The 26,701-nt window shown below is 62.9% G+C and carries 32 protein-coding genes and 1 tRNA gene; 16 read left to right on the top strand and 17 right to left on the bottom strand.

Annotated elements, in window-relative coordinates:
- Nucleotides 1-56 precede the first annotated feature (56 nt).
- Nucleotides 57-815, bottom strand: coding sequence for a GTP cyclohydrolase III (locus tag V5735_RS00545; RefSeq protein WP_423744577.1), 759 nt, complete (start codon nucleotides 813-815; stop codon nucleotides 57-59).
- 182 nt (nucleotides 816-997) lie between these two features.
- Here V5735_RS00545 and udk point away from each other — a divergent pair, with 182 nt between their 5' ends.
- Entirely contained in the window at nucleotides 998-1,738 is a 741-nt protein-coding gene (udk, locus tag V5735_RS00550; RefSeq protein ID WP_423744578.1) for a uridine kinase, read from the top strand.
- Here the strand turns inward: udk and V5735_RS00555 are convergent, their stop codons facing one another.
- Entirely contained in the window at nucleotides 1,739-2,059 is a 321-nt protein-coding gene (locus V5735_RS00555; RefSeq protein WP_423744579.1) for a DUF5785 family protein, read from the bottom strand.
- A 44-nt stretch (nucleotides 2,060-2,103) separates the two neighbouring features.
- Nucleotides 2,104-2,310 (bottom strand): helix-turn-helix domain-containing protein, encoded by a 207-nt coding sequence (locus V5735_RS00560; RefSeq protein WP_423744580.1) that lies wholly within the window; start codon nucleotides 2,308-2,310, stop codon nucleotides 2,104-2,106.
- A gap of 177 nt (nucleotides 2,311-2,487) precedes the next feature.
- On the opposite strand from V5735_RS00560, the gene V5735_RS00565 reads away from it, so the two are divergent.
- Together V5735_RS00565 and V5735_RS00570 are read left to right on the top strand one after the other, a co-directional pair.
- Nucleotides 2,488-3,462, top strand: a complete 975-nt coding sequence (locus V5735_RS00565; protein ID WP_423744581.1) for a malectin domain-containing carbohydrate-binding protein — start codon at nucleotides 2,488-2,490, stop codon at nucleotides 3,460-3,462.
- 59 nt (nucleotides 3,463-3,521) lie between these two features.
- Nucleotides 3,522-4,169, top strand: coding sequence for a TMEM175 family protein (locus tag V5735_RS00570; protein ID WP_423744582.1), 648 nt, complete (start codon nucleotides 3,522-3,524; stop codon nucleotides 4,167-4,169).
- 323 nt (nucleotides 4,170-4,492) lie between these two features.
- On the opposite strand, the gene V5735_RS00575 is transcribed toward V5735_RS00570, so the two are convergent.
- Nucleotides 4,493-4,575 (bottom strand) — tRNA-Ser (locus V5735_RS00575).
- Nucleotides 4,576-4,722: 147 nt separating this feature from the next.
- Between V5735_RS00575 and V5735_RS00580 the strand changes: the two genes are divergently transcribed.
- Nucleotides 4,723-6,171, top strand: coding sequence for a Na+/H+ antiporter NhaC family protein (locus tag V5735_RS00580; protein ID WP_423744583.1), 1,449 nt, complete (start codon nucleotides 4,723-4,725; stop codon nucleotides 6,169-6,171).
- Between the two features lie 33 nt (nucleotides 6,172-6,204).
- On the opposite strand, the gene V5735_RS00585 is transcribed toward V5735_RS00580, so the two are convergent.
- Nucleotides 6,205-6,957: a TIGR04282 family arsenosugar biosynthesis glycosyltransferase gene (locus tag V5735_RS00585; RefSeq protein ID WP_423746044.1), complete on the bottom strand. Its 753-nt coding sequence runs from the start codon at nucleotides 6,955-6,957 to the stop codon at nucleotides 6,205-6,207.
- A 68-nt stretch (nucleotides 6,958-7,025) separates the two neighbouring features.
- On the opposite strand from V5735_RS00585, the gene V5735_RS00590 reads away from it, so the two are divergent.
- A complete protein-coding gene (locus tag V5735_RS00590) occupies nucleotides 7,026-7,235 on the top strand; it encodes a hypothetical protein (protein ID WP_423744584.1) in 210 nt (69 codons plus the stop codon).
- 75 nt (nucleotides 7,236-7,310) lie between these two features.
- Here the strand turns inward: V5735_RS00590 and V5735_RS00595 are convergent, their stop codons facing one another.
- The 4 genes from V5735_RS00595 to aroC form a co-directional block, all read right to left on the bottom strand.
- Nucleotides 7,311-7,940 (bottom strand): uracil-DNA glycosylase, encoded by a 630-nt coding sequence (locus V5735_RS00595; RefSeq protein WP_423744585.1) that lies wholly within the window; start codon nucleotides 7,938-7,940, stop codon nucleotides 7,311-7,313.
- A gap of 31 nt (nucleotides 7,941-7,971) precedes the next feature.
- Nucleotides 7,972-8,886 (bottom strand): DUF7504 family protein, encoded by a 915-nt coding sequence (locus V5735_RS00600; protein WP_423744586.1) that lies wholly within the window; start codon nucleotides 8,884-8,886, stop codon nucleotides 7,972-7,974.
- Nucleotides 8,887-9,241: 355 nt separating this feature from the next.
- Nucleotides 9,242-9,520: a HalOD1 output domain-containing protein gene (locus V5735_RS00605; protein ID WP_423744587.1), complete on the bottom strand. Its 279-nt coding sequence runs from the start codon at nucleotides 9,518-9,520 to the stop codon at nucleotides 9,242-9,244.
- Between the two features lie 124 nt (nucleotides 9,521-9,644).
- Nucleotides 9,645-10,793: a chorismate synthase gene (gene aroC, locus V5735_RS00610; RefSeq protein WP_423744588.1), complete on the bottom strand. Its 1,149-nt coding sequence runs from the start codon at nucleotides 10,791-10,793 to the stop codon at nucleotides 9,645-9,647.
- 104 nt (nucleotides 10,794-10,897) lie between these two features.
- Between aroC and V5735_RS00615 the strand changes: the two genes are divergently transcribed.
- Nucleotides 10,898-11,287, top strand: a complete 390-nt coding sequence (locus V5735_RS00615; RefSeq protein ID WP_423744589.1) for a hypothetical protein — start codon at nucleotides 10,898-10,900, stop codon at nucleotides 11,285-11,287.
- A gap of 3 nt (nucleotides 11,288-11,290) precedes the next feature.
- Here V5735_RS00615 and aroA read toward each other — a convergent pair whose 3' ends face one another.
- Nucleotides 11,291-12,580, bottom strand: a complete 1,290-nt coding sequence (aroA, locus tag V5735_RS00620) for a 3-phosphoshikimate 1-carboxyvinyltransferase (protein WP_423744590.1) — start codon at nucleotides 12,578-12,580, stop codon at nucleotides 11,291-11,293.
- A gap of 87 nt (nucleotides 12,581-12,667) precedes the next feature.
- Nucleotides 12,668-13,288: a universal stress protein gene (locus V5735_RS00625; protein WP_423744591.1), complete on the bottom strand. Its 621-nt coding sequence runs from the start codon at nucleotides 13,286-13,288 to the stop codon at nucleotides 12,668-12,670.
- 31 nt (nucleotides 13,289-13,319) lie between these two features.
- Here V5735_RS00625 and V5735_RS00630 point away from each other — a divergent pair, with 31 nt between their 5' ends.
- The 5 genes from V5735_RS00630 to aspS all read left to right on the top strand — a co-directional run bounded on the left by V5735_RS00630 (nucleotide 13,320) and on the right by aspS (nucleotide 19,826).
- Nucleotides 13,320-14,498: a M24 family metallopeptidase gene (locus V5735_RS00630; protein WP_423744592.1), complete on the top strand. Its 1,179-nt coding sequence runs from the start codon at nucleotides 13,320-13,322 to the stop codon at nucleotides 14,496-14,498.
- A 151-nt stretch (nucleotides 14,499-14,649) separates the two neighbouring features.
- The gene (locus V5735_RS00635; RefSeq protein WP_423744593.1) at nucleotides 14,650-15,882 is read left to right on the top strand and encodes a carboxylate--amine ligase; all 1,233 of its coding nucleotides are present in this window, start codon (nucleotides 14,650-14,652) and stop codon (nucleotides 15,880-15,882) included.
- Nucleotides 15,883-16,256: 374 nt separating this feature from the next.
- Entirely contained in the window at nucleotides 16,257-17,321 is a 1,065-nt protein-coding gene (locus V5735_RS00640) for an ATP-NAD kinase family protein (protein WP_423744594.1), read from the top strand.
- Nucleotides 17,322-17,374: 53 nt separating this feature from the next.
- The gene (locus V5735_RS00645) at nucleotides 17,375-18,403 is read left to right on the top strand and encodes a PhoU domain-containing protein (RefSeq protein WP_423744595.1); all 1,029 of its coding nucleotides are present in this window, start codon (nucleotides 17,375-17,377) and stop codon (nucleotides 18,401-18,403) included.
- Nucleotides 18,404-18,515: 112 nt separating this feature from the next.
- Nucleotides 18,516-19,826, top strand: a complete 1,311-nt coding sequence (aspS, locus tag V5735_RS00650; protein WP_423744596.1) for an aspartate--tRNA(Asn) ligase — start codon at nucleotides 18,516-18,518, stop codon at nucleotides 19,824-19,826.
- Nucleotides 19,827-19,903: 77 nt separating this feature from the next.
- Here aspS and V5735_RS00655 read toward each other — a convergent pair whose 3' ends face one another.
- Nucleotides 19,904-20,314 carry a DUF7528 family protein gene (locus V5735_RS00655; RefSeq protein WP_423744597.1) on the bottom strand — a complete coding sequence of 137 codons (411 nt, stop codon included), beginning with the start codon at nucleotides 20,312-20,314 and terminating at the stop codon, nucleotides 19,904-19,906.
- Nucleotides 20,315-20,457: 143 nt separating this feature from the next.
- The gene (locus tag V5735_RS00660; RefSeq protein WP_423744599.1) at nucleotides 20,458-21,627 is read right to left on the bottom strand and encodes an LEA type 2 family protein; all 1,170 of its coding nucleotides are present in this window, start codon (nucleotides 21,625-21,627) and stop codon (nucleotides 20,458-20,460) included.
- 109 nt (nucleotides 21,628-21,736) lie between these two features.
- On the opposite strand from V5735_RS00660, the gene V5735_RS00665 reads away from it, so the two are divergent.
- The 4 genes from V5735_RS00665 to V5735_RS00680 all read left to right on the top strand — a co-directional run bounded on the left by V5735_RS00665 (nucleotide 21,737) and on the right by V5735_RS00680 (nucleotide 23,484).
- Nucleotides 21,737-21,925: a DUF7525 family protein gene (locus tag V5735_RS00665; RefSeq protein WP_423744600.1), complete on the top strand. Its 189-nt coding sequence runs from the start codon at nucleotides 21,737-21,739 to the stop codon at nucleotides 21,923-21,925.
- A gap of 67 nt (nucleotides 21,926-21,992) precedes the next feature.
- Nucleotides 21,993-22,217, top strand: coding sequence for a DUF7123 family protein (locus V5735_RS00670; RefSeq protein ID WP_007977383.1), 225 nt, complete (start codon nucleotides 21,993-21,995; stop codon nucleotides 22,215-22,217).
- A 38-nt stretch (nucleotides 22,218-22,255) separates the two neighbouring features.
- On the top strand, nucleotides 22,256-22,687 hold the full coding sequence (locus V5735_RS00675) for an SRPBCC family protein (protein ID WP_423744601.1): 432 nt from the start codon (nucleotides 22,256-22,258) through the stop codon (nucleotides 22,685-22,687).
- Complete coding sequence (locus tag V5735_RS00680) at nucleotides 22,684-23,484, top strand: carbon-nitrogen family hydrolase (protein WP_423744602.1); 801 nt, start codon at nucleotides 22,684-22,686, stop codon at nucleotides 23,482-23,484. The genes V5735_RS00675 and V5735_RS00680 overlap by 4 nt, the downstream gene beginning before the upstream one ends.
- 31 nt (nucleotides 23,485-23,515) lie before the next feature.
- Here V5735_RS00680 and V5735_RS00685 read toward each other — a convergent pair whose 3' ends face one another.
- From V5735_RS00685 to V5735_RS00700, 4 genes are all read right to left on the bottom strand, one after another.
- Entirely contained in the window at nucleotides 23,516-24,115 is a 600-nt protein-coding gene (locus tag V5735_RS00685) for an archaellin/type IV pilin N-terminal domain-containing protein (protein ID WP_423744603.1), read from the bottom strand.
- A 203-nt stretch (nucleotides 24,116-24,318) separates the two neighbouring features.
- Nucleotides 24,319-24,555 carry a UPF0058 family protein gene (locus V5735_RS00690; protein WP_007977379.1) on the bottom strand — a complete coding sequence of 79 codons (237 nt, stop codon included), beginning with the start codon at nucleotides 24,553-24,555 and terminating at the stop codon, nucleotides 24,319-24,321.
- Between the two features lie 280 nt (nucleotides 24,556-24,835).
- On the bottom strand, nucleotides 24,836-25,015 hold the full coding sequence (locus V5735_RS00695) for a hypothetical protein (RefSeq protein ID WP_007977378.1): 180 nt from the start codon (nucleotides 25,013-25,015) through the stop codon (nucleotides 24,836-24,838).
- Between the two features lie 96 nt (nucleotides 25,016-25,111).
- Nucleotides 25,112-25,306 carry a cold-shock protein gene (locus V5735_RS00700; RefSeq protein WP_007977377.1) on the bottom strand — a complete coding sequence of 65 codons (195 nt, stop codon included), beginning with the start codon at nucleotides 25,304-25,306 and terminating at the stop codon, nucleotides 25,112-25,114.
- 188 nt (nucleotides 25,307-25,494) lie between these two features.
- Between V5735_RS00700 and V5735_RS00705 the strand changes: the two genes are divergently transcribed.
- The gene (locus V5735_RS00705) at nucleotides 25,495-26,688 is read left to right on the top strand and encodes a putative manganese transporter (RefSeq protein WP_423744604.1); all 1,194 of its coding nucleotides are present in this window, start codon (nucleotides 25,495-25,497) and stop codon (nucleotides 26,686-26,688) included.
- Nucleotides 26,689-26,701: the final 13 nt, after the last annotated feature.

Raw genomic sequence — 26,701 nt, forward strand, 5'->3', positions numbered from 1 at the left:
GAATAGTACTAGCTACGTTTTCGGTCCCGAAACCGACGGCCGGAATTCGGGGGCGACTATTCGAACTCGATTCTGCTGCCGGTCGCACGACACGTTTCCAACGCGTGTTTCGCGTCCATTCCCGCGTCCTGTGGCACCCGGCCCTGACCGACGCCGACTTTCAGGTCGACTTCGACGGTTTCCTCGACGTGTCGAATCGCGTCCTCGTAGTCCGATTCGGTCAGATTCGGACAGACGGCGATAACGTTGTCGCCCCCGACGAAAAACGAGAGCGAGTCGTGTGCCTCGCGCATGTAGCGCATCAGTTCGGCGTACCCCTGCTCGATGTGGATGAACGAATCGAAGGCGTTCACCTCGTCGGTGTAGTTGCCGGTCATGTCGTTCACGTCGAAGTGGGCGATCTGCACGTCGTCGTCCGTCCGGAACTCCTCGTCTATCGTCCGACCGTCGAGAATCTCCCGGCGCGAGTGGTCCTGTGCGCTTCCGGCATTCTGTAGCAGTTCCGTGGCGTCGTGAAGGGCCTTCACCGGATTCGTGCCGGTGGCGACGCTCAAACTCACGGTCACGGGATAGCGGTTGCCGATCGATTCCTGCACGAGCGCGTGGTCGTCCAGAGAGAGACCGTTCGTCACGGCCACCATGTTGTCGAAGCGCGTGAAAAAGACGTACCCCTCTCGGTTGCCGATGAGTTGCGAGAGGTCGGCGTACAAGCGCGATTGCAGCGTTTGAAGGTCCACTTCCCGACGCGGTTCGGGCGTCACGGTCCACGGCCCGTAGTTGTCGATCTGAATCAACGTTATCTGGGCGTTCGTCACTGTTGGTCGTGCGTTGGCAGCACTATCGTATAAGCGGTCCTAATCGTGATTTGCGCCTCAAAAATGAGATGACGGAGGTTTCTCGGGGATTGGACGGCGAACCGTGAGAATATCGGAACGTCAGCTCTCGGACCGCGTCGGATTCCGGGAGATTCAAATCTCCCTTCCACCTGCACCCCACAATGAGTATCCCGTCGTTCGTCATCGGTATCGCGGGGGGCACTGGCGCGGGGAAGACGACAGTGGCCCGCGAGATAACGGAAGCGCGGAGTGATTCGGTCACTCGCATTCCGATGGACAACTACTACAAGGACCTCTCGCACCTCGACTTCGAGGAGCGGACGGAGATAAACTACGACCACCCGTCGGCGTTCGAATGGGAACTGCTCCGCGACCACCTCGACTCGTTGCTCTCGGGCCAATCCATCGAGATGCCCCAGTACGATTTCAGCGTCCACAACCGCAAGGACGAACGCGTCACGGTCGAACCGACGGACGTCGTCGTCCTCGAAGGCATCCTGGCGCTGTACGACTCCGAACTCAACGAGATGCTCGACCTGCAGGTGTACGTCGAAACCGACGCCGACGTTCGAATTCTCCGCCGAATCGAGCGGGACGTGGTGGACCGCGGACGCGACCTCGAAGGCGTCATGGAACAGTACCTCTCGACGGTCAAGCCGATGCACGAGCAGTTCGTCGAACCGACGAAAAAGCACGCCGACCTCATCATCCCCGAGGGCGCAAACCGGGTCGCGGTCAACCTCCTCGAAGAGAAGATCCGCGCGGAGACGCGAACGGAGCACGCGTGGGACGTCGAAGAGGAGATTCGACTCCCGACGGACGAGGGAACCGAGCGAACCGAAGCGCCCGCCGCGACACCCGGCGGTGGCGGTGAGCGATGGTCGTCGGAAAAGTCGGAGTAGTTAGGCGCGTTTCTTCTCGGGGTTTTCGCCGACCGGGTGGTAGTCCCAGAAGTCACCGGCCCGCATCGCGTTGCCGACGGCTTTGTGGAAGTCGGTTATCGTCTCGAACTCGGTCGGTTCGACGTGTTCGAAGATGTCGCCGACGCTGACGACCTTCTTGTAGTTGATTCGAATCGGCTCGTCGGAGTGTTCCTCGACGAACTCGTCGCGTTCGAGCGGGAAGTCCTCGTCCTCGTCCAATTTCTTCGCGAGGATAGCGAGTCCGTACTTTCGTCCTCCCTCGCTCCCTTCGTCACCATCCGGGTCGTGAGGCCAGTCCATGTTCGCACCTCTATCAGGGGAGACGAAAAGGGTTGCTTTCTGTCTCACTTCCTCGGCGTGGGGTGTCCGCGTTCGACCAAACACAGATGACTGCACCGTAACCGTTCCGAGACGGCTTGGTGTGAGACGCCGAGTTCCTCGTCGAGGCCCGTGGTCGTCACCCACCGCGAAATCTCGTAGTCTCCCCGTTCCATGGCGCTCCGCAACGTTTCGTGTTCTTGCTCGGTGAGTTCGTGCGGTTCGGTTATCATCGTCGTCCGTTTTTGGACGTCCAATATCTCTATCGGGAAATCCGGGTGCGTTCAAATAGGGGCGGTAAAATCACGCACGTACTTTCGGCTCGATTGCACTTTAACCGGTGTATAATTAACTGGGTGGCCTGTTGAACCTCGGAGCATGGCGCGGTATACGCGGGGGAGATGAGAAACATGTCAGGCTCTTCATCCGGCGGATTCATCCACGGGATACTTATCGGCGGTGGCGTCGTTTTCTTCGTTGCGGGAATACTGATCGTGACGGGGGTGCCGGGCGGCGTCCTCCAACCGGCGTCCGGCGGTGCGAACGACACCAGTACTCCGGTCGAAACGACACAGACGACGCCGACCGCCACGACCACGACGGCAGCGCAAACGACGCAAACGACACGAACGACTTCGACCACCACGCGACCGTCCACCACGACGGCACGGACCACCACGACGACACAAACGACGACAGCGACGACGGCACCGAGCAAGACGGTTCGGTACCGTGTCAACGTCGGTGGACGGCGACTTTCCTCGTCGGACACTGGACCGAACTGGCTGGCGGATACCGAAAACGGCCCCGTTCGGTTCGGGAACGCGCGTGTCAGCGGCAGTCACACCAACCGAACGAACGACCCCATCGCTATGACGCCCGCGGTTCCGGCGGGCACGCCCGAGGCGATGTTCCAGAGTCGGCGGTACGACGCCGACACGAAAAACGACCGGACCGACGACACCGAGATGCAGTACCGCTTCCCGGTGCGGAGCGGGAAATACGAGGTCAGGCTGTACTTCGCGGAAACCTATCTCGGCAACTCGGGTTGGAACGACCACAAGAAGGAAGGACCGCGGGAGTTCGACGTCGAAATCGAGGGCGAGCGCGTCCTCCACAAGTACAACATGTACAAAGAACTCGGTCACGACCGGGGAACGATGAAATCGTACACCGTCACGGTCCGCGACGGCACCCTCCACCTGAAGTTCCTCCACCGGAAGGAAGACCCCATGCTCTCGGGCATCGAAATCGTCCGCGTGAACGATGGTAACGTGAACAACAGCCGCGACGGCTCGGACGGAACCGACGGATGGTCGTGGTCCCGCGACGTGCCCACCCAACCGCTCGCCGCGGTCACGGACTCGGGCTTCGAACCGGCGTAACCGTCGAACTCGTTTCTTCGGAGATAGATAAAAGCACGCACGTCACCTATTGAGAGCGTATGAGCGGCCTTCTTTCACGGGAGACGGAGGAGACGGAACGCCTCGTCACGTTCAGCGATGGCGTCTTCGCCATCGCCATCACGTTGCTGGTGTTGGATATCTCCGTGCCGACAGTCCCGGCGGGAGAACCGGCGTCGGTGCTTCCCTCCCTCGTTTTCGAACAGTGGCACGAGTTGTTCGGATACGTGTTCAGCTTTCTCGTCATCGGTTCGTACTGGGTACTCCACAGACGGGTGTTCGTGTACATCGAGAAGTCCGACAAACGCCTCGTCTGGCTCAACCTCCTCTTCCTCCTGTTCGTCGCGTTCGTGCCCTACGCCACGTCCCTGTTCACCGCCTATCCCGGCCAGTTCGGCATCATGTTCTACGCGGGAACGCTCGCCGCCACGGGCTTCCTCCTCGCTGGATTGTGGGGTCACGCCTCGCGGCGACGCCTCGTGCAGGAAGGGCTCCCTCCCCGCGCGATGGCCATCCGAGCTGCGCGATTTTTCGTGTCACCAATCGTCTTCGTCCTCTCGATAGGAATCGCGTTCATCGACCCGTTCGTCGCGATTCTCAGCTGGTTGCTGGTGCTGCCCTTGACCGCCCTGTTCGAATCACGGCTCGTCAACTACCTCGAAGGAGAAACGAAGGGATCGACGTCGTAAACCGAACGATGACTTGAATCGCCTCACTCGACGCTCACGATTCGTTCGCGTCGAGAACGGTGGGATTGGGATTTGAACAACGCCCGAGAACCTGCACTCCGTGCAGAACCTCGGTCTAATTCGAATCCAAACGCCGCTTTTCACTCCTGCCGAGACGAGCGCCGCTACGCGTCGCTCGTCGGTCAGTCACGTGAAAAGCGGTGGGATTGGGATTTGAACCACCTGAAGACGCTTCCTCACTCGCTATCGCTCATGAGACTGCCTCTTCCGTACTTCAAACCCAATCGCCTTACTCGACACTCACGGACTGTTCGTGTCGAGAACGGTGGGATTGGGATTTGAACCCAAGAGGCATGACGCCACCTGCTTTCAAGGCAGGCGCAATAGGCCGCTCTGCCATCCCACCACGGGCGGGTGTACTCGGTACCGGGTCTAAGAAGTGTCGGTCTCGGTTCGGCGACGTATCCATCGAGATAGATTACTCGAGTGGGATATTATCCAGGGACATTGAATCATAACCGTTTAATTCCCCTAGTGCATTTTCCCGGGTACGATGTCATCACTGGATTTCGAGCCGCTGACGTACGACGAGTTGCCGGAGGACAGGCGACCTTCGTTCGGACAGGCGCTCTTGCCCGTTTTCGCGACGATTCTGTTCCTCGCGGTCGGGTCGGCGTGGCTGGGGATGGCCCCGCACATGCCGCTGCTGTGGGCCATCGCGTTTACCGGTCTCGTCGGCTACTACGTCCTCGGGCTCTCGTGGGACGAGTTGTACGACGGAATCGCCGATAGCCTGTTGATGGGGCTACAGGCGGTGCTCATCCTGTTCTCCATCTACGCCCTCATCGCGACGTGGATCAGCTCCGGGACGATTCCGGGGTTGATGTACTACGGGCTGAAACTGCTGTCTCCGACCGTCTTCCTCCCCGTGACGGCGGTGCTGTCCGGCCTCGTCGCCTTCTCCATCGGGTCGTCGTGGACCACGGTGGGGACGCTCGGCGTCGCCTTCATCGGCATCGGGTCGGGACTCGGAATTCCCGCGCCGATGACCGCCGGGGCCATCCTCTCCGGCGCGTACGCCGGTGACAAGCAGTCGCCGCTCTCGGACACGACCAACCTCGCGGCGGCGGTGACGAACACGAAGTTGTACGACCACATCCGCCGCATGCGAACCGGGACGATGCTCGCGTTCGGCCTCGCCGTCGTCGGTTACGCGATTCTCGGCCTCCGGGCCAGCGGCGCGGTACCGACCGGTCGCGTCGGGAGCATCCAGCAGGCGCTGCTCGGAACGTACCACATCTCGCCGCTGGTGTTCGTCCCGCTCGTGGCGACGTTCGGGTTGGCGCTCCGGGGATACCCCGCACTGCCGTCACTCGTCGCGGGCATCTTCTCGGGCGTCGGGACGGCCATCCTCGTTCAAGGGATGTCGTTTACCGCCGCGTGGGACGTCGCGCTGGCCGGAACCGAACCGAAGACGGGTATGGAACTCGTCAACGGACTGCTCCAGAGCGGCGGTATCGAAGGCTCGGCGTGGACCATCAGCGTCGTCGTCGCTGCGCTCGCCCTCGGCGGCCTGCTGGAAACGACCGGCGTCTTGGCGGTTCTCGCCCACCGCCTCTCCGAGTCGGTCGGCAGCGTGGGCGGCTTGGTCGCCGGAACGGGTGCGGCCGCCATGGTGACGAACGCGCTCAGCGCCCAGCAGTACATGAGCATCGTCGTGCCGGGCATGACGCTCCGCAACCTCTACGAGGAGCACGGACTCGACAGCAGCGACCTCTCGCGGGCCGTCGAAGCCGCCGGGACGCCGACGGGCGCGCTCATTCCGTGGCACGCCGGGGCCATCTACATGGCGGGCGCGCTCGGCGTCTCGACGCTCTCCTACGCGCCGTACTACCTCTTCGGCTTCCTCTCGCCCGCCATCCTGTTCGTGATGGCGCTCACGGGGTGGCGGCTCGAAACCGAATCGTCGGAAAAAGCGGGTGCGGTCCCGTCCGCCGACTGACGGACGATTGGACGACGGACGAAGGAGACTGTTCTACCGAACCAACTCGCGTTCTCCGTCCCGTTCCTCGACGCGCACGCCGAGTTTGTGGAAGTACGACGCCGTGTTGACCGGGACGATTCGTTCCGCGGCGATGCGTGCGTTCAACAGGGGAATCAGCGACCGCACGTCCTCGCCCGTCTCTACGCTCGTCATCGAGGGGAGGTAGTCCACGTCGTGTCCGGCATCGACGGCCCGATGGGTCGCCGTTTCGAGTTCCGGCACGGTGTACACGTCCTCGAAGTCGATGGTGTCCGTCGCGCCGAGGTAGTAGAGTCGCCCGTCGTCCGCGGGGCCGAGGACGACCTCGCTCCGGCGGAGTTTCATCGCCGCGCTGTCGATTTCCTTCCGCGTCAGCATGGGCGTTGTGCCGTCCACGATGGCGACCGAAGTCACGCCTTCCTCTTCGAGCAGGTGCGTCGCCGTGTTTCCGGCGCGTCCGGAGAGCGTCTCGCCGACCTGCACTTCGAAGCGCACGTCGCTAACGTCCTCGAGCGCTTCCTCGGCCAGCGCGCGGAGTTCTTCCTCGGAACTCCCGGCACCTTCGTACTCGTCCGGGATTTGGTCGTCGGGACGGTAGTTGACGAGCAGTTCGCCGCCGCTGTTCGCCGCCGCGAGGAACGTGTCCTTCAGCATGGCGGCGTACAGTTCGGTCGCCTCGCTTGCGGAGAGCGGCGACGTTTCGGGGAGTTCCGGCAGGACGAACCCTTCGCGCGGCGGGTCGGCCAGTACGGCGATGGTGGTCATACCCGCCCGTCGGTGCGGAAGCGTCTTGAAAGCCACCATTTTATGCCCTCCTCGTGCCAATTTCGGCCATGCACTGGACGAAACCCCTCGGTCTGCTCGGCGTCGCCGTTCTGGCGGCGCTCACGGTCGGCGCTCTCGTCGCGTTCGTCACGCAAACGCTCACCGGCGACGCCGTCACCGCCAGCATCGCCTCCATCGCCCTGCTCGTCGTGGCCACCGCCGGACTGGCACACGTCGGCGGTCGGTCGAAACGGTGGCGGCAGAACCCGTACTGGTAACCAAATCGAGACCGCTTGTCGGCCCTGTCGTTCTTTCGCCTGCCGTTATCGGCCGTACCGCCCTTCCGTCGGCCGTTATCGGCCCTGTCGTCCTTTCGTCTGGCGGTAGTCCGTCCCCATCAACTCGGCGAAATGCGCGACGAACGCTTCCGCCTGTTCTTCCGTCTGTTCTGCGGGATGTATCATCGGCACGAGTTCGAAGCCCCGCCCGCGAATCGTCGTCGCGTGGTCGTCCACGATGTCGATGTCCGCTGCGGGCTTCGTGGTGTATTCGGCGGCGATTTCGGTCAGCGCGCCCGCACCGACCGGGACGAGGATTTCGGGGTTTATCATCCGAATCTCGGCGTTCAGATACGGCTCACACGTCATTATTTCACCGTCGTTCGGCGGGCGTTCCGGGTGGTGACACCGCGTCAGGTGGGTGAGAAACGCGTTCTCGATTTCGGGTTCCGCGGCGTCCGCCGGGGACTCGTTCAGGCCGAGTCGACCGAGAAGTTCCTGCAGTCGCTCCCCGGCCGCGTCGCCGGTGAACGGGACGCCGGTTTCGTCCGCCCCCGCGCTCGGCATCTCGCCGACGAACAGGAAATCGGCGTCCACGTCGCCGTAGCCGTGGACGACTCGCTCACGGCGTTCGCATAAATCGCAGTTCGTACACTCCTCGTCCATCCCGAAGGGGTTCGAGCGCTCCTCCTGTTTCGCGTTCATGGGTTCGCTTGTGCGGCGAGCCTAAAAGGGGCTACTCCTCGACGAGGGCGAGGAACGACGCCGCCCATCGCGCGCCGTCGCGCGCCGAGACGCGGTGACCCCGTTCGTCGTAATCGATGAGGCCCGCGGAATCGAGTTTCGGGAGGTGAAGCTGATACAGCGTCGAGTAGTACTGACGGTGCTGGGTGGATTCCAGTTCCTCCTCGCCGATTTCGCGCCGTGCGACCGCCGTCGCCAACTCGTCGATAGCGACCGCCCCGTCTGTATCGAGAAGGTACCGAAGCGCGTCACGTCGGCGTCTCGACCCGAGCGCCTCGAACATGCCGTCGAGTGGGGGGGCGTCGCGGTCCATCGTCGCGGACGAGCGAACGTCGCGGCCTCCCTCGTCGGTGACTTCGACCATCTCGTCCGCGAGCACTCGTAAGGGAGCGACCTCCGAATCGTCGGCCCCGCCGTGATAACAGAAGTACCCGACGGCGTTCGCGTCCGCGAGTCGCTCGGAGACGGCATCGAAGAAGGGAATTATTTCACGGGGCGAGACGTGCTCGAACGCGGTCGTGAGCGAGTCGAAAACGAGCGTCGTCCCCGCGTCGTTCGCCGCGAGCGCGGACGCGACCGCCGATAGAATTCCATCGAGGTCGTTCGGTCGGTGGACGGCTTCGACGGCCGCCTGCACGGTGCGTTCGGCGGACGGTCCGTCCTCCGTGGGCGGTATCGCCCCGCCAACCTCGACGAGTCGAACACGGTCGGGGAGCGTTCCGACGGAGCGTCGCCACGTTCGGAGAAACGACTCGGCGGACTTATCGCACGTCACGGCCACCAGCGCGTTCGTTTCGTCGTACGGGAGAGCGGGGAGGTCGTGATCTCCCGTACGACCGTCGTCGCTCGCCGGAGTGGTGACGAGGACGCAACTCCCCGCCCCGAAATCGAGATTCGCGTTCGTCATGGCGGCTGGTCTCGGTGCTCGTTCGTCGCGTGCGATAGCTGTTGGAGGGTCGTGGACCGAAGGGAAAGGGTACGATGATGTGTCATTGGTTCGGTTCTGTGTTTCGCGGTGGATAGGGGAATCGTTTTACGGTGAAGGGCGACACGGGTTCGCGCGTCAGCGGACGCTTCCGAAGCCATCTCTGACGGCGCAGCCGACCGGTTCGTCCGCGGCGACCGGTCCGAAATACGACGACCGGAGTACTGACGTTCGCCGTCGTCTGTTCGCCTCATACGGTGCAATTCGTAATAAGTTTGTTTGTGAATAAAAGGGGGTGAGACTGCACGGTGGCGCTCGTCGAGCGAATGCGACAGTCTTACCGTTCGCTCGTCTCGTCGTCAGTGGGTCGTTCACGGAGCAACACGTGCCCGTTCGAGTGTGCGAACACCGTGAAACCGTCTATCGTGAACGTGATGTGGCCCCGTTTTCGGTCTTCCCCTTCACGCGTGTCGGTAAAGAGCGCGTCGAGGGCGTCGGGGTCGATAACGTCAGCCAGCGGAATTCGAGTTTTGGTCGGGTCTACACCTCGAATCGACGCGACCGATTCGATGACGGTTTCGCTCAGAAATCGTGGTGTCGCCGTATCACAATACACGTGGTACGCGTGCGGATCGGAAGCGACGCGTGTTGGGATACTTGTTCCATTTTCTTCGCCACTGTCGACATTTGGTCTGTTCATCTACGATACAACAGAAATATGTACCGCAAGCGATATAAAATTACGTCTCGGGGCGGCTGGGATGATAGTCAGTTTCGTACGCACCCGGTCGGTCGTCCAGTCGGTCGGGATTGACCCGCCCGCCGAGCAACATGAAATCCACGAGCGTCAGCGCGAGCATGGCCTCGACCACGGGGACGCCGCGTGGCGGGAGCACGGGGTCGTGACGGCCGATGACCTGCACGTCCTTCTCCTCGCCGGTTTCCCAATCGACCGTCGTCTGGGTCTTCGGAATTGAGGTCGGCGCGTGGAGCGTAACCTCGCCGTGAATCGGTTCGCCCGTGGTGATGCCGCCCTGAAGGCCGCCGTGACGGTTCGTCACGGGTTTCGGGTCGTCTCTCTCGTCGAACTCCCACTCGTCGTTTCGGTCGTGCCCGGCCCATTCGCGCGCCTCTCGACCGAGCCCGAACTCGAAGGCGGTGGTCGCCGGTATGGACATCATCGCCTGTCCGAGGCGAGACTCGACGGAATCGAACCGCGGTGCGCCCAACCCGCGCGGAACGCCGCGCGCTTCGAAGTATATCGACCCGCCGATGGAATCGCCCTTCTCTTGATAGTCGTCTATCAACTCGCGCATCTCGGCGGCGGCGTCGGGGTCGGCACACCTGACTTCGTTCTCCTCGCTGTGTTCGAGTATCTGCTCGAAACTCACGTCGTCGGTGCGTACGTCGCCGATCTGATTGACGTGGGCTTTGAGTTCGATACCCTCCGCCGCGAGTATCTTCTTGGCGATGGCTCCCGCCGCGACCCAGTTCACCGTCTCGCGCGCGGACGACCGACCGCCGCCGCCCCAGTTTCGCGTCCCGAACTTCGCCGAATAGGTGAAATCCCCGTGGCTCGGCCGCGGCGCGGTGATGAACGGTTCGTACTTCCCCGAGCGGGCGTCCTTGTTCTGGATGACCATTCCGATGGGCGTTCCCGTGGTGTAACCGTCTTGAATCCCGCTGTTGATGGTTACGGCGTCGGGTTCGTCCCGACTGGTGGATATCATCGACTGACCGGGTTTCCGTCGGTCCAAGTCGGCCTGTACGTCGTCGGTCGTGAGTTCCAGCCCTGCCGGGCAACCGCTCACCGTGACGCCCATGGCTTCCCCGTGGCTCTCGCCGTAGGTCGTCACCTGAAAGAGGCGTCCGAATCGGTTTCCGTTCATTACCCGTTCCTCTGGCACCCTACCATTTAGAGGTTACAGGCCGCGGAACGTTTCGCCACGACGGCCGAAAGAAAATTTATAGCCGGAACGCGAAGACGGAGGCGATGAATCGGCGTCGATTCACCGCCCTGCTCGGTCTCGCGGGAAGTTTCGCGGGTTGTGTCAGTCGCCTCCCAGTCGATAACGGTGCTGACGCCGCGAAACCGGTGAGCCTCCGCGTTCGCAATTTCTTCGACGAGCGCCGAGTCGTCACGGTGACTATCGACGGAAATCGAACGGGCGACCACTACAAGTCCGACTTTTACCTCTTTCCCGGATGGATAGCGAACCGTCGGAATATCCTCGAAGCGGACACGTACGAGGTGAACGTCGAACTCGACAACGACATGTGGCGCACCGTCGACTGGCAGATGGAGGGCTGTGATACGAACGTCATTCTGATAGACGTCGGACCGGACGGAATCGGCGTCACCGCGACGTGCCAGAAGGAGTGAACCTCAGCGCTGTACGCCCGCTCCGAGGTCGTAGAGGACGTCGAAGAAGTCGGGGAACGACACGTCGACGTGCTCCGCGTCGGCGATCATCGTCGTCCCGTCGGCGGCGAGTCCGGCGACCGCGAGCGCCATCACGATTCGGTGGTCGCCGTGCCCGTCCACGACCGAGCCAACGAGGTTCGATTCGTCGCCGTATATCGTGAGCGCGTCGTCTTCCTCTTCGACGCTCGCTCCGAGGGTCGAGAGTTCTTTCGCCATCACGGCCACGCGGTCGGTCTCCTTGTAGCGAACGTGTTCGCAGTTCTCGATTCGCGTCTCGCCGTCGGCGAGAGCGCCGAGCGCGGCGATGGTCGGAAGCAGGTCGGGCGTGTCGCCGACGTCGACCGTGACGCCCGAGAGCGATGACCGTCGAACCGTGAGCACGCCGTCGTTGCGGTTCCACTCGACGTCCGCGCCCATGCGGTCTAGCACGTCCACGATGAACGTATCGCCCTGTGCGCTCGGATACGCGCCCTCGATTTGGACGCGCTCGTCGTCATCGGCCGCGACCGCGCCCGCCGCGAGGAGATACGAAATCGAGGAGAAATCGCCGGGGACGTGATACTCGCCGTCGCTTGGTTCGTAGAACTGTCCGCCATCGACGCGGTAGCCGCCGTCGCGTTTCTCGGCGGTGACGCCGAAGTCGTCCAGCAACTCCAGCGTGATGTCCACGTAGGGGGCCGACTTGAGTTCCGTTTCGAGGTCGATGGTCACGCCCTCGTCGGTCAGGGCGCCCGCCATCAGCAGTGCCGAAACGTACTGTGACGACACGTCGCCCGGAATCGACACCGTTCCGCCCGAAATCGGACCCTTGAGGACGAGCGGCGCTTTGCCGCTGCCGCGGGTGCTTTCGCCCCGTCCGCCGAGTTGGTCGATGGCGGAGAGCATCGGTCCTTGCGGCCGCGAGCGGAGCGACGCGTCTCCGGTCAGCACGGTAATGCCGTCGACGAGCGCCGCTGTCCCCGAAACGAGTCGGGTGGTCGTCCCGCTGTTCGCGCAATCGAGCACGTCCGCCGGGGTCGTCGGTTCGCCGTCGAAGCCGTCGATTTCGATGGCCTCGCCGGTGTCGGTCACGTCGCCGCCGAAGGCATCGACGGCCTGCATCGTCGCCTTCGTGTCGGCGCTGATGAGCGGGTCGAACACCAGCGCGCCGCCGGAGTAACCCGCCGCGAGAATCGCACGGTGCGTGTAGCTCTTCGACGGGGGTGCCCGCGCCGTCCCCGAGAGCTCAGACTGGGAGATTTCGACGTCCATGTCCGACCCGTCTATCCGAACGGGTATCAGGCTACCGCCCCCCGGAAAATATCGCCGGTCGGTGCCGTCCCGGCGGTCGGAGTCGCCTCACCTCACGATGGTGACGGGAACCGTGGCGCGCCCGGCGACCTGTTTGGCCACGCTACCGAACAGGGTTTCGTAGCGCTCCGACGCGCCCCGATGGCCGACGAAGATGGCGTCGAAGCCGTTGTCCTCGGCGAACTCCGTGACGCGCTCGACGGGTTCGCCGTACAGCAGGCCGGTTTCGATTTCGACTCCCTCGCGCTCCGCGCTCGCTACTGCATTGTCGAGCAGTTCCTGCCCGCGTGTTTCCGCGTCCTCGACCCCCGTCAAGAGGAGTTCGCGGTCCGCCTCGGCGAAACTCGTCGGCGGCACGTCGCCCCCCGCGAACACCTCCGTCGGAACGACGACGTGAATCGCCGTGACCGAGGCGTCCGTGTCCGCCGCGAGGTCCACCGCGTAGTTCAGTGCGTCCGTGCTCGACGGCGACCCGTCGAGCGCGACCAAATACCCACCCATGATGAGTGGTAGTTCGTCGTGAAGGAGGATGTGGATTTCGGCGGAAACTGGCGGCGAGTTCCGCGACCGCCGACGGGAAGGACATTCACACAGCACTGCTCGAACCGTTCGGCAGTCCGAGGGAGGTTCCCGGGCGATGTTGCCGGGAACACGTTCGCGCTCCGACATCGTTTTGGTCGTCGCCTCTGTGGCGAGGGATATGGCACAGGACCTCTCGGAATTGGATTCTGCCCTCGACTCGATGGGTGTGGATGGCTTCCTCATCGACGCCGATTCGACGGATTCGGACCAGTTGTATCTCTCGGGTTTCGACGCGCCGGACGCCTTCACGACGCTGTACGCCGATGGCGTCCACCTCCTCGTCTCCAGTCTGGAGTACGGCCGGGCGAAAAAGGAGAGCAACGCCGAAACCGTCTCCCGACTGTCGGAGTACGACTACTACGAGAAGATAGCCGAACACGGACCGGAGGCGGCGAAGAACCACATCATCGCCGAGTTCCTCGCCGACCGCGGCGTCGAGTCGGTGGCGGTCCCCGCCCGGTTCCCCGTCGGCACCGCGGACGGACTGCGCGAGGCAGGCGTGACCGTTCGCCCCGACAACTCCTCGGTCCTCGTGCGGATTCGGGCGACGAAGACGGACGAGGAGATAGAACACGTCCGCGTGGCACAGAAGGCGAACGAGGCGTCCATGCGGGCCGCCGAGGACCTGCTCGCGGCGGCGACGATAGAGGACGGTCTGCTCTACTACGAGGGCGAACCGCTGACCAGCGAGCGCGTGAAAGAGGAGATAGAGGTGACGCTCCTCCGCCACGGGGCCGCGCTTGACGAGACCATCGTGGCTTGCGGCGCGGCGGGTGCGGACCCGCACGACCGCGGCAGCGGTCCGCTCGCGGCGAACGAGGCAATCATCATCGACATCTTCCCGCGCGACAAGACCTCGAAGTACCACGCCGACATGACCCGGACCTTCGTCCGTGGCGAACCGTCCGAGGAGATACGCGAACGCTACGAACTCACGCACGAGGCGTTCGACGCGGCCTTCGACGCCCTCGAACCCGGCGCGACTGGCGAGGACGTTCACGCCGCCGTGTGCGACGTGTACGAGGAGGCGGGCTACGACACGCTCCGGAGCAACCCGAACGCGGAGACGGGATTCATCCACAGCACGGGCCACGGCGTCGGACTGGACGTCCACGAGGACCCCCGACTCAGCCCCAGCGGCGGCGAGTTGGAACCCGGCCACGTCGTCACCATCGAACCCGGCCTGTACGACCCCGAAGTCGGCGGCGTCCGCATCGAGGACATCGCCGTCGTCACGGAGGACGGCTACGAGAACTTCACCGACTACCCGATTCGACTCGTCGCGGACGAAGAGTAAGCCGAACTCGATCGGCGATCGACCCCGATTTTCGGGTCGGTTCGGTTCTAAATTCTCTCCTCTTCGTTCTCGTCTCCGTTTCCGTACCCGAGATACCGGCGGCTTTCACCCGGTCGAACAGCCTTTAGGTACCCCTCCGAAAATCGAGTCCATGGCCGACAAATTCCGTTCCTTCGAGGGGCTTCGACGCGCGCTCGCCGAGACGACGTTCGACAAACCACCGGCGATAGTCTGCAACGCACACGTCACCGGATTGAGCGTGGCTCGCGCGCTTTCCGCCCACGACGTGCCCGTCATCGCCATCGACCGGGACGGCAAGGGCGTCGCGCCGTACTCCGGCGCCGTGGACTTCGCCGGGCGGGTGACGTTCCCGCTCGACGATTTGGACGGATTCCGCGACGACGTGGAAGCGCTCGCCGCCGAATTGGACCACGAACCCGTCGCGTTCCCGTGCATGGACGAGTGGGTTCACGCCTTCGCCGGGACGGAACCCGAGGGCGTCCGCCTGCCGTTCGCCGGTCGGGAGACCATCGACGCCGTTCTCGACAAGGAGTCGCTCTACGCGAAAGCCGAGGAGTTGGGCGTCCCGTACCCCGAGACGTACCGCCTCTCGGAGACGGACCTGGACGACGCGGCCGACGCCCTCGGCTTCCCGCTGGTGGTCAAACCCGCCCGCAAACGCGAGTTCGAGGAGGCCGTCGGCACCAACGTCATCGAGGTCGCAGACCGAGAGGAGTTGGCCGACGTGACCGCCATGGCCGCGGACGCCGGAATTCGCGTCATGGCACAGGAGAAGGTGGACATCGCGGCTGGCCGCGACTGCTCACTCGCCTCCTACGTCCCCCGGTCCGGCGACCCGGTGACGTTCGTCGGCAACGCCCGCGTGCGCTACCCGCAAGCGTTCGGCACCTCGTGTCTGGTTCGTGCGGCCGACCAGCCCGAAATCGAGGACCGCGCGCTGAAGGTGCTGGCGGAGACGGGCTACTACGGCATCAGCGAATCCGAGTTCGTCTACGACCGGGACCGCGAGGAGTACGTCCTCCTCGACGTCAACACCCGCCCGTGGAAGTGGATTTCGCTGCCCGTGCAGGCCGGTGCCGACCTTCCGGGGGCCGCCTACGCCGAAGCGGTCGGCGAGGAGTTCGAATCCGGCGAGACGCACGACGCGACGTGGGTCTTCCTCGCCGACTACCTGAAACTCCTGTCGAGCGAGGCCGGGTTCTCGGACGTGCTGTCCGCGGGAGAGTGGGAGTCGCTGCTCTCCGGCGGGTTCGAGGATTCGGACGCCCTGACGACCGGCGTGTATCGACCCAGCGACGTCGGTCCCGCCTACCGACTCGTAAAGACCGAGTTCGGCACCACCGACTACTACTGCTCCTGTTAGCTCGGTTTCGGAATGGTCCCGGTCAAGCGGTCGATGGTCGGCACTTCCCTCGCGTCGGCTTCTCTTTTCGTCGTCTCGTTTTTCGGGACGACGACTGGCCGCGAGCATCCCGCACCGCACCCATCCCGAACCCGTACTGCTAGTATCCCCACACCTCCCCGCCAGCGCGGGAATGCGCTCGCCGCTCGCGTCTCCCGCCTCGCGCGAAGCGCGCTGGCGCACCCGTTCGACTGGCGAGGAGGGCGGAGTGACGCGGATGGATGGAGACCGGACGGGGGACCTGAATGGAGGACATCCCGCGGCGAAACGGGTCCCGGTGGTCCGACTGTCGGTACCCATACGCCTTTCCTTCGGGGTGCCCAAGCCCCAGCCATATGCGAATCGGCGTGGTCGTCAACCCGATCGCTGGCATGGGCGGGCGAGTCGGCCTGAAGGGAACCGACGGGAAGGTCGCGGAGGCGCGGGACCGAGGAGCGGAGCGACGCGCCCCCGACAGGGCCGTTGCCGCCCTGTCGGCGCTGTACGACCGCGCGCCGGACACCGAACTGCTGACCTACGGCGGTGAGATGGGAGCGGAAGAGGCGCGCGCCGCGGGGTTCGACCCCGAAATCGTCGGCGAACCCGGCGAGGAGGAAACGAGCGCGGCGGACACCCGCGAGGCGGTTCGCCGACTGGTCGCGGACGGCGTGGACCTCGTTCTGTTCGTCGGCGGGGACGGAACCGCCGTGGACGTGGCCGAGACGTTGGCCGAGTCCGGCGCGGACGTCCCGATGCTCGGCGTCCCCGCCGGGGTGAAAATCTACTCCTCGGTGTTCGCGGTGACGCCGAAGGCGGCGGGACGGGTCGCGGCGTCGTTCGACCGGACGGAGGAGCGCGAGGTGAACGACATCGACGAGGAGGCCTACCGAGCGGGCGAGGTGCGGGCCGAACTGAAGGCCGTCGCCAGCGTTCCGGTGGCCGAGTCGCTCCAGTCGGGGAAGCAACTCGGCGGCGGAACCGTCGAGAGCCTCGCGACCGGGGTCGCGGACGACGCGAAACCGGGCGTCACCTACGTCCTCGGACCGGGAAGCACCGTCGGAGCCATCAAATCCGAGTTGGGATTCGACGGGTCGCCGCTCGGCGTGGACGTGTGGCGCGACGGGGAGGTCGTCGCCCGCGACGCCAACGAGGAGGCACTCCTCGCCGCGCTCGGCGACGAGAACGTCATCGTCGTCTCGCCCATCGGCGGGCAGGGGTTCGTCTTCGGGCGGGGAAACCACCAGATTTCACCGGCCGTGATTCGGCGGTCGGACGTCGAAATCGTCGCCTCGAAGACGAAACTGGACGGCATCGGCGTCCTTCGGGCGGATACGGGCGACGAGGGGGTCGACGAGTCCTTGCGCGGCTGGTGGAAGGTGCGAGTCGGGCGGTTCGAACGACGAATGTTGAAACTATCGTGAGGCATTTAGTGACATACGGTGAAGTTTAAGGCTTTCTACGCGGATGCAAGGATATGGAAACACGAAAGGTACAGCGGCTGGGTCCGTCGACGTTGGCGATGACCCTCCCGGCGGAGTGGGCACAGCAACACGGGGTCGAGAAGGGCGACGAGGTGTCCCTTCGCATCAGCGGGAAGGGGACGCTCACCGTCCTGCCCGAGTCGGCCCACGACGAGGAGTCGGAGGCGACGATTCACACCGAACAGTTGGACGCGGATGCGGTCGAACGCGCTATCGTCGCCCAGTACGTCCTCGGACGGCGCGTCATCCACGTCGTGAGCGAGGACACGCTCGAAAGCAGCCACATCAACGCCGTCTACAACGCGGAGACGCAGTTGATGGGGTTGGGCGTCATCGAGGAGACGCCGGAGAGCATTGCCATTCGGTGCTCCGTGGACCCCGAGGACTTCGACTTGGACAACCTGCTCGAACGGTTGGAGAACACGGGGAGCACCATGCGCGGCGAGGCAGTGAAGGCGCTCGCCCACGGTAACCCCGACCTCGCCCAGCGGGCGCTCAACCGTGAACGGCAGGCGAACAAGATATTCGTCCTCCTCTTGCGCCTCATCTTCACGGCACACGAGAACCCCTCCATCGCCCGCGCCATCGGGTTGGACAGCGGTTTCCCGCTCATCGGCTACCGCTCGATAGCGAAGAATCTCGAACTCACGGCCGACAACGCGGAGGACATCGCGGATATCGTCCTCGAAGCGGAGGGGCACACGCTCGAAGTCGATAGCTCGACGATGCGCCGCATCCGGGAGTTCACCGACCAGGTGGACGAGATGACCGCACTGGCCGTGAAGGCGAGCGTCGAGCGTGACTACGACATGACGCTCGAAGTCAGGCACAAGTTCCACGAACTCGGCGACCGGGAGTCGGACATCCTCTCGGACCTCCCCGAAATGTCGAACGACGACCTGCTCGAAGTCCGGGACGTGCTCGTCAGCCTCCAGCACACCGCCCAGTACGCCATGCGGAACGCGGAAATCGCGGCGAATCTGGCGCTCAACGAGGAGAGCGAACACACGACCATCAACTGAGTCGAGCCACCCGGATTATCCCGATTATTCCACCGATTTGCGGCCCGTAGTCGGAAGAATCAATAGCCGCGACTGACTCGGTGGGAACACGACACGAAGCGTAGTCGAGACAATGATAGAGCGAACGTATTCTGACGACATCACGGCGGAACAGGACGGCGAGACGGTATCCATTGCGGGACACGTCCACGACATTCGGGACCTCGGTGGACTCTCCTTCGTCATCGTCCGCGACCGGGAAGGGCAGACGCAGGTCGTGTTCAAGGAAGGGAACGACGCGGACCTCTTCGAGGCGGCGAACGACCTCGGGAAGGAGGACGTCGTTCGAATCACCGGCTCGGTGAAAGCGAGCGACCAAGCGCCGGGCGGCGTCGAACTCATGCCGTCCGAACTCGAGGTCATCAACGCGGCCGAATCGCCGCTGCCGATGGAAGTGGCGAAGGATATCGAGTCGGACCTCTCGACGCGACTCGACAACCGGAGCATCGACCTCCGAAAGTCCGAAACGTACGCGGTGTTCTCGCTGCGCTCGAAGCTCGTCAACGCCATGGAGGAATGGTTCGACGGCGAGGGATTCCGCAACGTCGATACGCCCCTCCTCTCGCAGGAGGGTGCGGAGGGCGGCGCGGAACTGTTCCCCGTCGTCTACTACGGCGAGGAAGTGTTCCTCTCCCAGAGTCCCCAGTTGTACAAGCAGATGCTCATGGCGGCCGGATTCGACAAAATCTACGAAACCGGGACGGCGTTCCGCGCGGAAGCGTTCGCCACTTCTCGGCACGTCTCCGAAATCTCGATGTTCGACGTCGAGTTGGCGTACATCGACGACCATCACGACGTGATGGACGTCCAGGAGGAGTCCCTCCGCCACACGCTCGAACGGGTGAGCGAGAACGCGACGGACGAACTGGAAACGCTCGGCGTCGACCTCGCGGTCCCGACCGACCCGTTCCCGCGCGTCACGTTCGAGGAGGCCCGCGACATCCTCGCCGCGGAGTTCGACCACGTACCGGAGGACGAAACCGACCTCGACACGAAGGGCGAGAAACTGCTCGGCGAGTACTTCGAGGAGCAGGACCACCCCGCCTTCTTCGTCGTCGGCTACCCGGACGAGAAGTTCTACTACAAACAGGACGTGCCGGGCGACGACATCGCCTCGCGGAAGTTCGACCTCATCTACAAGGGTCAGGAACTCTCCTCGGGCGGTCAGCGTGAACACGACATCGAGACGATGAGCGAGTACATGGAAGACCAGGGTGCAGACCCCGAGAACTTCCACTTCTACCTGGAGGCCTTCCGGTTCGGCATTCCGCCCCACGGCGGCTACGGCCTCGGTATCGACCGACTCGTCCAGAAGGTCGGCGAGCTGGACAACATCAAAGAAGCCATCCTCTTCCCGCGCGACCCAGACCGCGTGACGCCGTAGACGCGGCCGATTTTCGACCGACTTCGCACCCGTTTTTCGACTTTTTCACACCGTTCGATACGTTCCGCGTCGGCACCTCAGTCGGCGCCGACCTCCGTCTTTCCGGTAGCGACGGCCACTTCGTCCTCCTTTTCCGCGGTCAGCGGGTTTCGTGAGGATATTCGACACGGGAAATCGGGGTGTTCCCCGAAGTGTCGAATGAGCAGGTGGCGGCGCGACCCCGTGATTCCGGTTCTGCCGACGTCCTCCGCGGTGAACTGCGCGGGGAGCCGGTCGAACAACCGCGCCATCGCGTCGAACGTTTGGAACACCTTGGCGTTCCCTGCGGAGTCGGCACCGCGGCGGGAAACCTCGTAGCTGCCGTCTTCGCGGAACGTCCCCGCCGTGCGGAAGAACTCGCGGCGCTCGGTTAGCGCGTCGCCTACCGCGTCCTGCAGGTCGGTAGCAGTTTCGCGCGATAGCTCGAAGGTTTCGCCGTCGATGTCCACTCGAATCGATTCACCGTCCCGCGTTGCGGTTACGGTATTCTCATTGCGGGAGAAGAACTCGACCAGGAGAGTGAGTACTCCGTGTCATACACCCATCTGCTCCCGCCGGAATAAAAACTCTATCGGTGGTGGTGAATTCTACGTCAGTCGTAACCGGGCGCGACGGCGCGGAGGTCTCCGAGCAAACCGCCGTCGTCCGTCGTCGCGGATTCGGTCGTGACGGTCGTCGCGGTTCCATCCGTACCGGCCGCGGTTCCGCCGTCCTCCGTGGTCCCCGTCGTCGCCGCCGTCGTTCCGCTGTCGGTCGTTTTCATCGACTCACCGCCCGCCGTTCCGTTCGCTTGGAGCGTTCCCTCGGCCGAGTCGTTCTCGAAGATGTGGGTCTGTATCCGTTTTTCGTAGGTGAGTTGGCGGAGCGGGACGCGAACCGTCTCGCCGCTCGGCAGCTCGATGTTGGCGTAAAACGAGATTTTCAGGTCCGTCTGCTGTCCGTTTCGGAGGTGACTGACCCACCAGTCGTCGAGGTGTTCGTTCCGGATGACCGTTTTCATACGAATCGTCTCCTCGGACTTGCCGGGAATCGCGTACGGCCGGTCGGTCGTTCCGTTCCCGACGGCGATGCCGTTCATCGTCACGTCGTAGCCGATTTCGCTGATAGTGTACGTCACCGCCTTGGGGTTGTACACCCGCATTCGCATCCGAATCGGCGTCGTCTCGCGCGTCACGGAACCCCAATTCGCGCTCGTTTCGTTCACGTAGAGCACCGGGTCGGAGACGAGCGGCGCGTTCGCGTTCACGGGTCGCGTCTCCGAGGAATTGAACTCGCCGATGATGTCCGTCTCTATCTGCTGGTTGTAGGGCACGCGCACCGACCGCCCAACCAGCGAGGAGTGAACCGTCGATTGAAGTCGGAGCGTGGTCCGCTCCCCGTTGCGGATGTGCGACACCCACCACTCGGGGATTTTGTCGTTTCGCATTCGCGTGGAGAACCGAAGCGTCGTGTTGCCGCGGTCGAGTCCGAGGTTCGACCTGCTTCCGCTCGCCATCGTCACGTCGTTCATATCGACGGTGTAGTTCACCGACGTGTTGCCCGCGCTGATGGCGATGGGGTTCGGATTGCTCACCACGAGCGCGGTTTCGATTCCAGTCGTCTGATTTGTCACCGATCCGAACTCGTTGTCCAACCCGACGACGCTCGGCACGCCGAGAACGCCGTACAGAACGCCTGCGCCGACGAGCGCGACGACGAGTACGATTGCGAGAAATCCTCGCTTTCCGAGACGTAATATTCCCTTGAGTTTTCCCAGGACCATACGCGGTTCCTGTCGAGCGGCGGCAAAAACCCCTCGAATTATTGGCGTACCGTGGTGGGCACTTCATCGAGTAGAATGAACTAAGTTCCCGCTCCGAAAAAGGGAGCATATGGCAGGAACACAGGCAGTTACGACGGATATGGGGACGGGGCTTTCCGTGCTGTTCGTCCTCCTCGCAATCGCTGGTGCAGCGGTAACGTTTGTCACCCCGGGGACGGAAACCGCCGCGTGGGGCTTTGCGACAGCGATGATTGCGGGAGTCCTCGCGGTCGCCGCGAGCCACCTCTATCAGAACTGACTCGAAATCGATACTTGTCCGGCGGAGGATAATGGTTAAGGCCGTCAGGCCCGTAGTGGGGGTGAGGATGACAGAGTTCAGCAACGAGGAACAGCGTATCCTCGAATTCCTGCGCGAGAGCGTGGCTGGTGGTGAGCGCTATTTCCGCGCAAAGAACATCGCCAAACACCTCGGACTCTCATCGAAGCAAGTCGGTTCCCGACTCCCCCGACTGGCCGAAAAGTCCGAAGACGTGGACATCGAGAAGTGGGGACGCGCTCGTTCGACGACGTGGAAAGTAAGTCCGAGCTAAGTGGCTGGCTTTTTACCGCTACAGCCTAATCTAGTCGTATGACTGTCCGGGTAGAGCGGACCTTCGATCTTCCGGTGCCACCGGAGGACGTGTGGGAGTTCATCGCCGACCCAAAACGCCGAGCCGAAGCTATCAGCGTGGTCGCGGACTACGACACGAAAGCCGGAGGCAGGAGGGCGACGTGGCACATCGAACTTCCGATTCCGTTCGTCAACCGAACGATTCCCGTCGAGACTGAGGACGTGACCCGCGAGGAACCTCGATACGTGAAGTTCGTCGGTCGGTCCTCGGCGATGCGCGTCACGGGAGAGCACAACATCGAGGAGACCGACTCCGGGTGTAAACTCCACAATCGGTTCATCGTGGAGGGTCGGGTTCCCGGCATCGAGCGCTATTTCAAAAAACATCTGGACGACGAGTTGACAAACTTGGAGACCGAGCTGCAAGAGGAGGTCGGTGTCGTCTCGTGAAACTCGCTCTCGCCCAAATCGCCATCGACGGCGGCGACGTGGAGACGAACGTCCGGCGGGCGACCGACGCCATCGAATCGGCGGCGGAACGCGGCGCGGACCTCGTGGCACTCCCCGAGATATTCAACGTCGGCTACTTCGCCTTCGATACGTACCAGCGAAATGCGGAAGCACTCGACGGGCCGACGCTCTCACGAATCGCCGACCTCGCCGACGAACGCGATATCGGCGTCCTCGCGGGAAGCATCGTCGAGGACCTCTCGGAAACCGACGGCGAGACGCCCGCCGAGGAGGGCCTCGCCAACACGTCCGTCTTTTTCGACCGCGACGGGCGACGGAAAGCGGTGTATCGAAAACACCACCTGTTCGGCTACGAATCGGCGGAAGCCGAGATGCTCGTTCCCGGTGAATCGCTCGGCATCGCCGAGTTCGATGGAATCACCGTCGGGATGACGACGTGTTACGACCTTCGGTTTCCCGAACTCTACCGCGACATCGCGGAGGCGGGCGCGACGTTGGTTCTCGTTCCGAGCGCGTGGCCGTATCCCAGGGTCGAACACTGGGAAGTGCTCACACGGGCGCGTGCCATCGAAAACCAGTGTTTCGTCGCCGCCATCAACGGGTCCGGGTCCTACGAGGACGCGACGCTCATCGGCCGGTCGTCGGTGTTCGACCCGTGGGGAACGATGCTCGCCAGCACGGGCGACGAACCGGAAGTCGTGGTCCGGGACATCGACCCGACGCGCGTGGAAGGGGTGCGCGAGGAGTTCCCCGCGTGGCACGATAGGCGTCGCTGAGCAGGCTGAAAAAACTGACAAAGGGGTGGGATTATAGCGCGATTGCGTGGCTATCCGAGAGCGTTTCTGGGATGCTGTGGTGGTACGTCACCGCACCTGCGGTCGTCACGATTTTCATGGTGAACTCCTGTCGCTCTTTGAGTCCGCCGGTGATCTTCTCCGTATCGAGGACGATTCTGAACCGGTCGTCCTGATTGACGAGAACGGGAAGCGTGTCGTCCGAGTCACGAATCGCTTCGACGGTGAAGTTCTGTTTGTCCGGGGTGCTTCCGTTCACCAGAATGAGACCGTCGTCCGGTCCGAGCCACTCGATTGTCGCCTTCGAGAGATTGATGTCGCCCGCGCCGGAGCCTTTCATCACCGTGAGATTGACGTAATCCACGACGTGCTGATTCATCGAGGAGTTATACGTGACGTTCCCGTACGCGCTGACCACGTGTACGCGGTCGGTGACCTGTGCGGTACTCTCCGTTCCAGTTCGTTGGGATTTCGACTGAAGGAATCCTGCCGTGTTGATGAGGACGCCCGCAGCGATTGCGGCGACCAGCACCATCGCGATGAACACGATGAGCGTTCCGATGCCGACCTGACCTCGTTCCAGCGACGAACTGTCTGTCTTATTATTTTTCATGTTTGTCTTATGGCGTTTTTGTTTGATATTTGTCAGTCCACTACCGTCCGAGTACGAAGTGACATGTATTATAACCCACAGACCGTTATCATGTCTGAGAATCCGATACAGTACTGGAATTGTCATTTTCGGCAGGAGAATGTAGCAACAGCGGAAGTTGCCACTGGAGAATCAGTTCTCGTCGAGAATCGGCGTACCGTCGCTCAGTCTGCCTGCGGTGCGACCGCTTCGCGTTCGGTCGCACGCATACCGTCGGTGATGGCCTCGGAGAGTGCAAAAACAGCTGCCTTGTGGTCTGTTTTTGATTTATGAATGGACGTCGGTCGTACACCAAGGGAGTCGTAGTCGTCCAGCGTGATCTGTTTCCCGTCCTGTTCCTCGAAATGATTGCCAACTTCCGCAAGCAGGCCGTGAAGGTGGATGAGCTCCTGCTTCTTCATAAGCACACGAACGTAACGGTTGCAGGGTTATATTATTATCTTGAGTCCCGTTAGCACGCCGTATAGTCAGCTTTTCGGTGGTTTCCGGTCGGTATCGAAGCCGACTCCGAAATCGTCCGGTTCTGGCGCTCGAACACGTCCGATTTCGAGGGGACAGTCGTCGAGTGTGTCGGGGCATAATGACGAGTAAACGGCTCGTTCGCTACGGGAAACGAGAGGCGGCGAACCGCAAAAAGATATCCGTCGTTCGAAATCGGTCCCTTCGCCGAGTAACGTCGGCTTACTGGAGTTGTTTGAGCGTTTCGAGGTCGCGCTCGGTCCGCGTGAACTCCGACGTTCGTCTCGTTGCGTGACAGTTCGGACAGTGGAACTGTCGTTTGGGTTCCGGCAGATCGTTGGGACTGGATTCCCAGTGTTTTCCGCATTCCGGGCAGAGTAATCGAACGTAGGTTTCCACCATACCGACAGTATCGGTCGGAAAGGAGAAAAATCTTGTTGGCGCGCTGCCGAAACTGAGCGGCCGCTGTCCGTCGTTCGTCCCCCGGACGAAGTTCGTTCAGAGCCGTTGGAGATTCGTCGCGCGTGGGCCTTTGTCCGCCTGTTCGATGTCGAATTCGACTTCTTGTCCCTCCTCTAAGTCCGGGCCGCCGACATCCTCCATGTGGAAGAACACGTCGTCGTCCGCGTCGTCAGTCTCGATGAAACCGTAGCCGCCGGTGTCGTTAAAGAAGGTTACCGTACCTTTCGCCATTGCAGGTAGATAGAACGGAGTGACGGGTATAAAAATTGCGGCTATTGATATCATATGACACTATCGCGGCGCGTCGGGGGAGAGATGACGGTGGTTCGGCGGGCAAAACACTAATATAGCACAGTACTAAACTAGTTTTTAGATATGTCTAAAAGCATCTTCGGCAGGCAGAACGGAGCGTGGAGCGGATGAATAACCTTGTAGAGATATTTGTCGCATCCGTCCGGGACGGCTACGTGCAGGTGAGTGCGTTCGTCGCGGTTACCGTCCTCCTCTTCGGCCTCGTCCAGTACCGAACGAACGGGGCGCTGGTTGAGCGACTCTCCGAAAACGAGCGCCTCCAACCGTTGTTCGGCGCTCTCATGGGACTCACGCCGGGCTGTGGCGGGGCGATCGTGATGATGCCGCTGTACGTTCGCGGGACGGTCAGCTTCGGCACCGTCGTCGCAACGCTCATCGCGACCGCCGGTGATTCGGCGTTCGTCATCCTCGCACTGGCCCCGAAAGCGGGACTGTACGCCTACGGCGTCGCGTTCGTGACGGCCGTCCTCTCCGGCTACGCCATCGACCGCTTCGGGATGGGTGTCGGCCGAATCGACCGCGCCGTCGCGTCGTTCGGACGAACCGCGACCGACGGGGGGTTCGCCGCCGACGGTCCCGGCGGTAATCCGACGCACGAGTACGATGCGGGCTGTGAAACGGAGGCCGCACGAACCTCGTCCGTCCTGACGCCGCTGAGTCACGCGGCCCACGCCGTTTGGTGGGTGTCGGCGGCCGCCGCGCTCGTCCTCGGTGTGATGTACCTGCTCGCGGGCGCACCGGACGTCGCGCTCACCGTCGGCCCCACCTATGCCGGAGCGTTCACCGTCGTCGGAGTGACGGGAACCACCCTGTCGTTGTATCTCTACTTCGTCGGCCGACACTACCTCGGTGACGGGCACGTCGGCCGGGCACCCGAATCGTTCGGGGATGCGTACGAAACCCTCACGCACGCGGCGATGGAAACGAGTTTCGTCACCGTCTGGGTGCTCGCCGCGTACCTGCTCTACGAGTACGGTGTCCTGCTGTTCGGTATCGACGTCGGCGCGCTCGCCGCGGCCGCGGGCCTCCTCGCCCCCATCGCCGGTGCCGTCGTCGGCCTGATTCCTGGCTGTGGCCCGCAAATCGTGCTCGCCAGCGTGTACGCCGAGGGCGCGATACCGTTCTCCGCGCTCACCGCGAACGCCATCAGCCAGGACGGGGACGCCCTCTTCCCGCTCATCGCCATCGACAAAACGGCCGCGGTCGTTGCGTCCATCTACACCACGATACCCGCGCTCGTCGTCGGTGTCCTGCTTCACGTCCTGTTCGGTCCGATGAACGGATTCGGTGTCCTCGGCTGAGCCGTGTCGGGAC

This window comes from Haladaptatus sp. SPP-AMP-3 (genome assembly GCF_049568665.1).
Lineage (GTDB): Archaea > Halobacteriota > Halobacteria > Halobacteriales > Haladaptataceae > Haladaptatus > Haladaptatus paucihalophilus.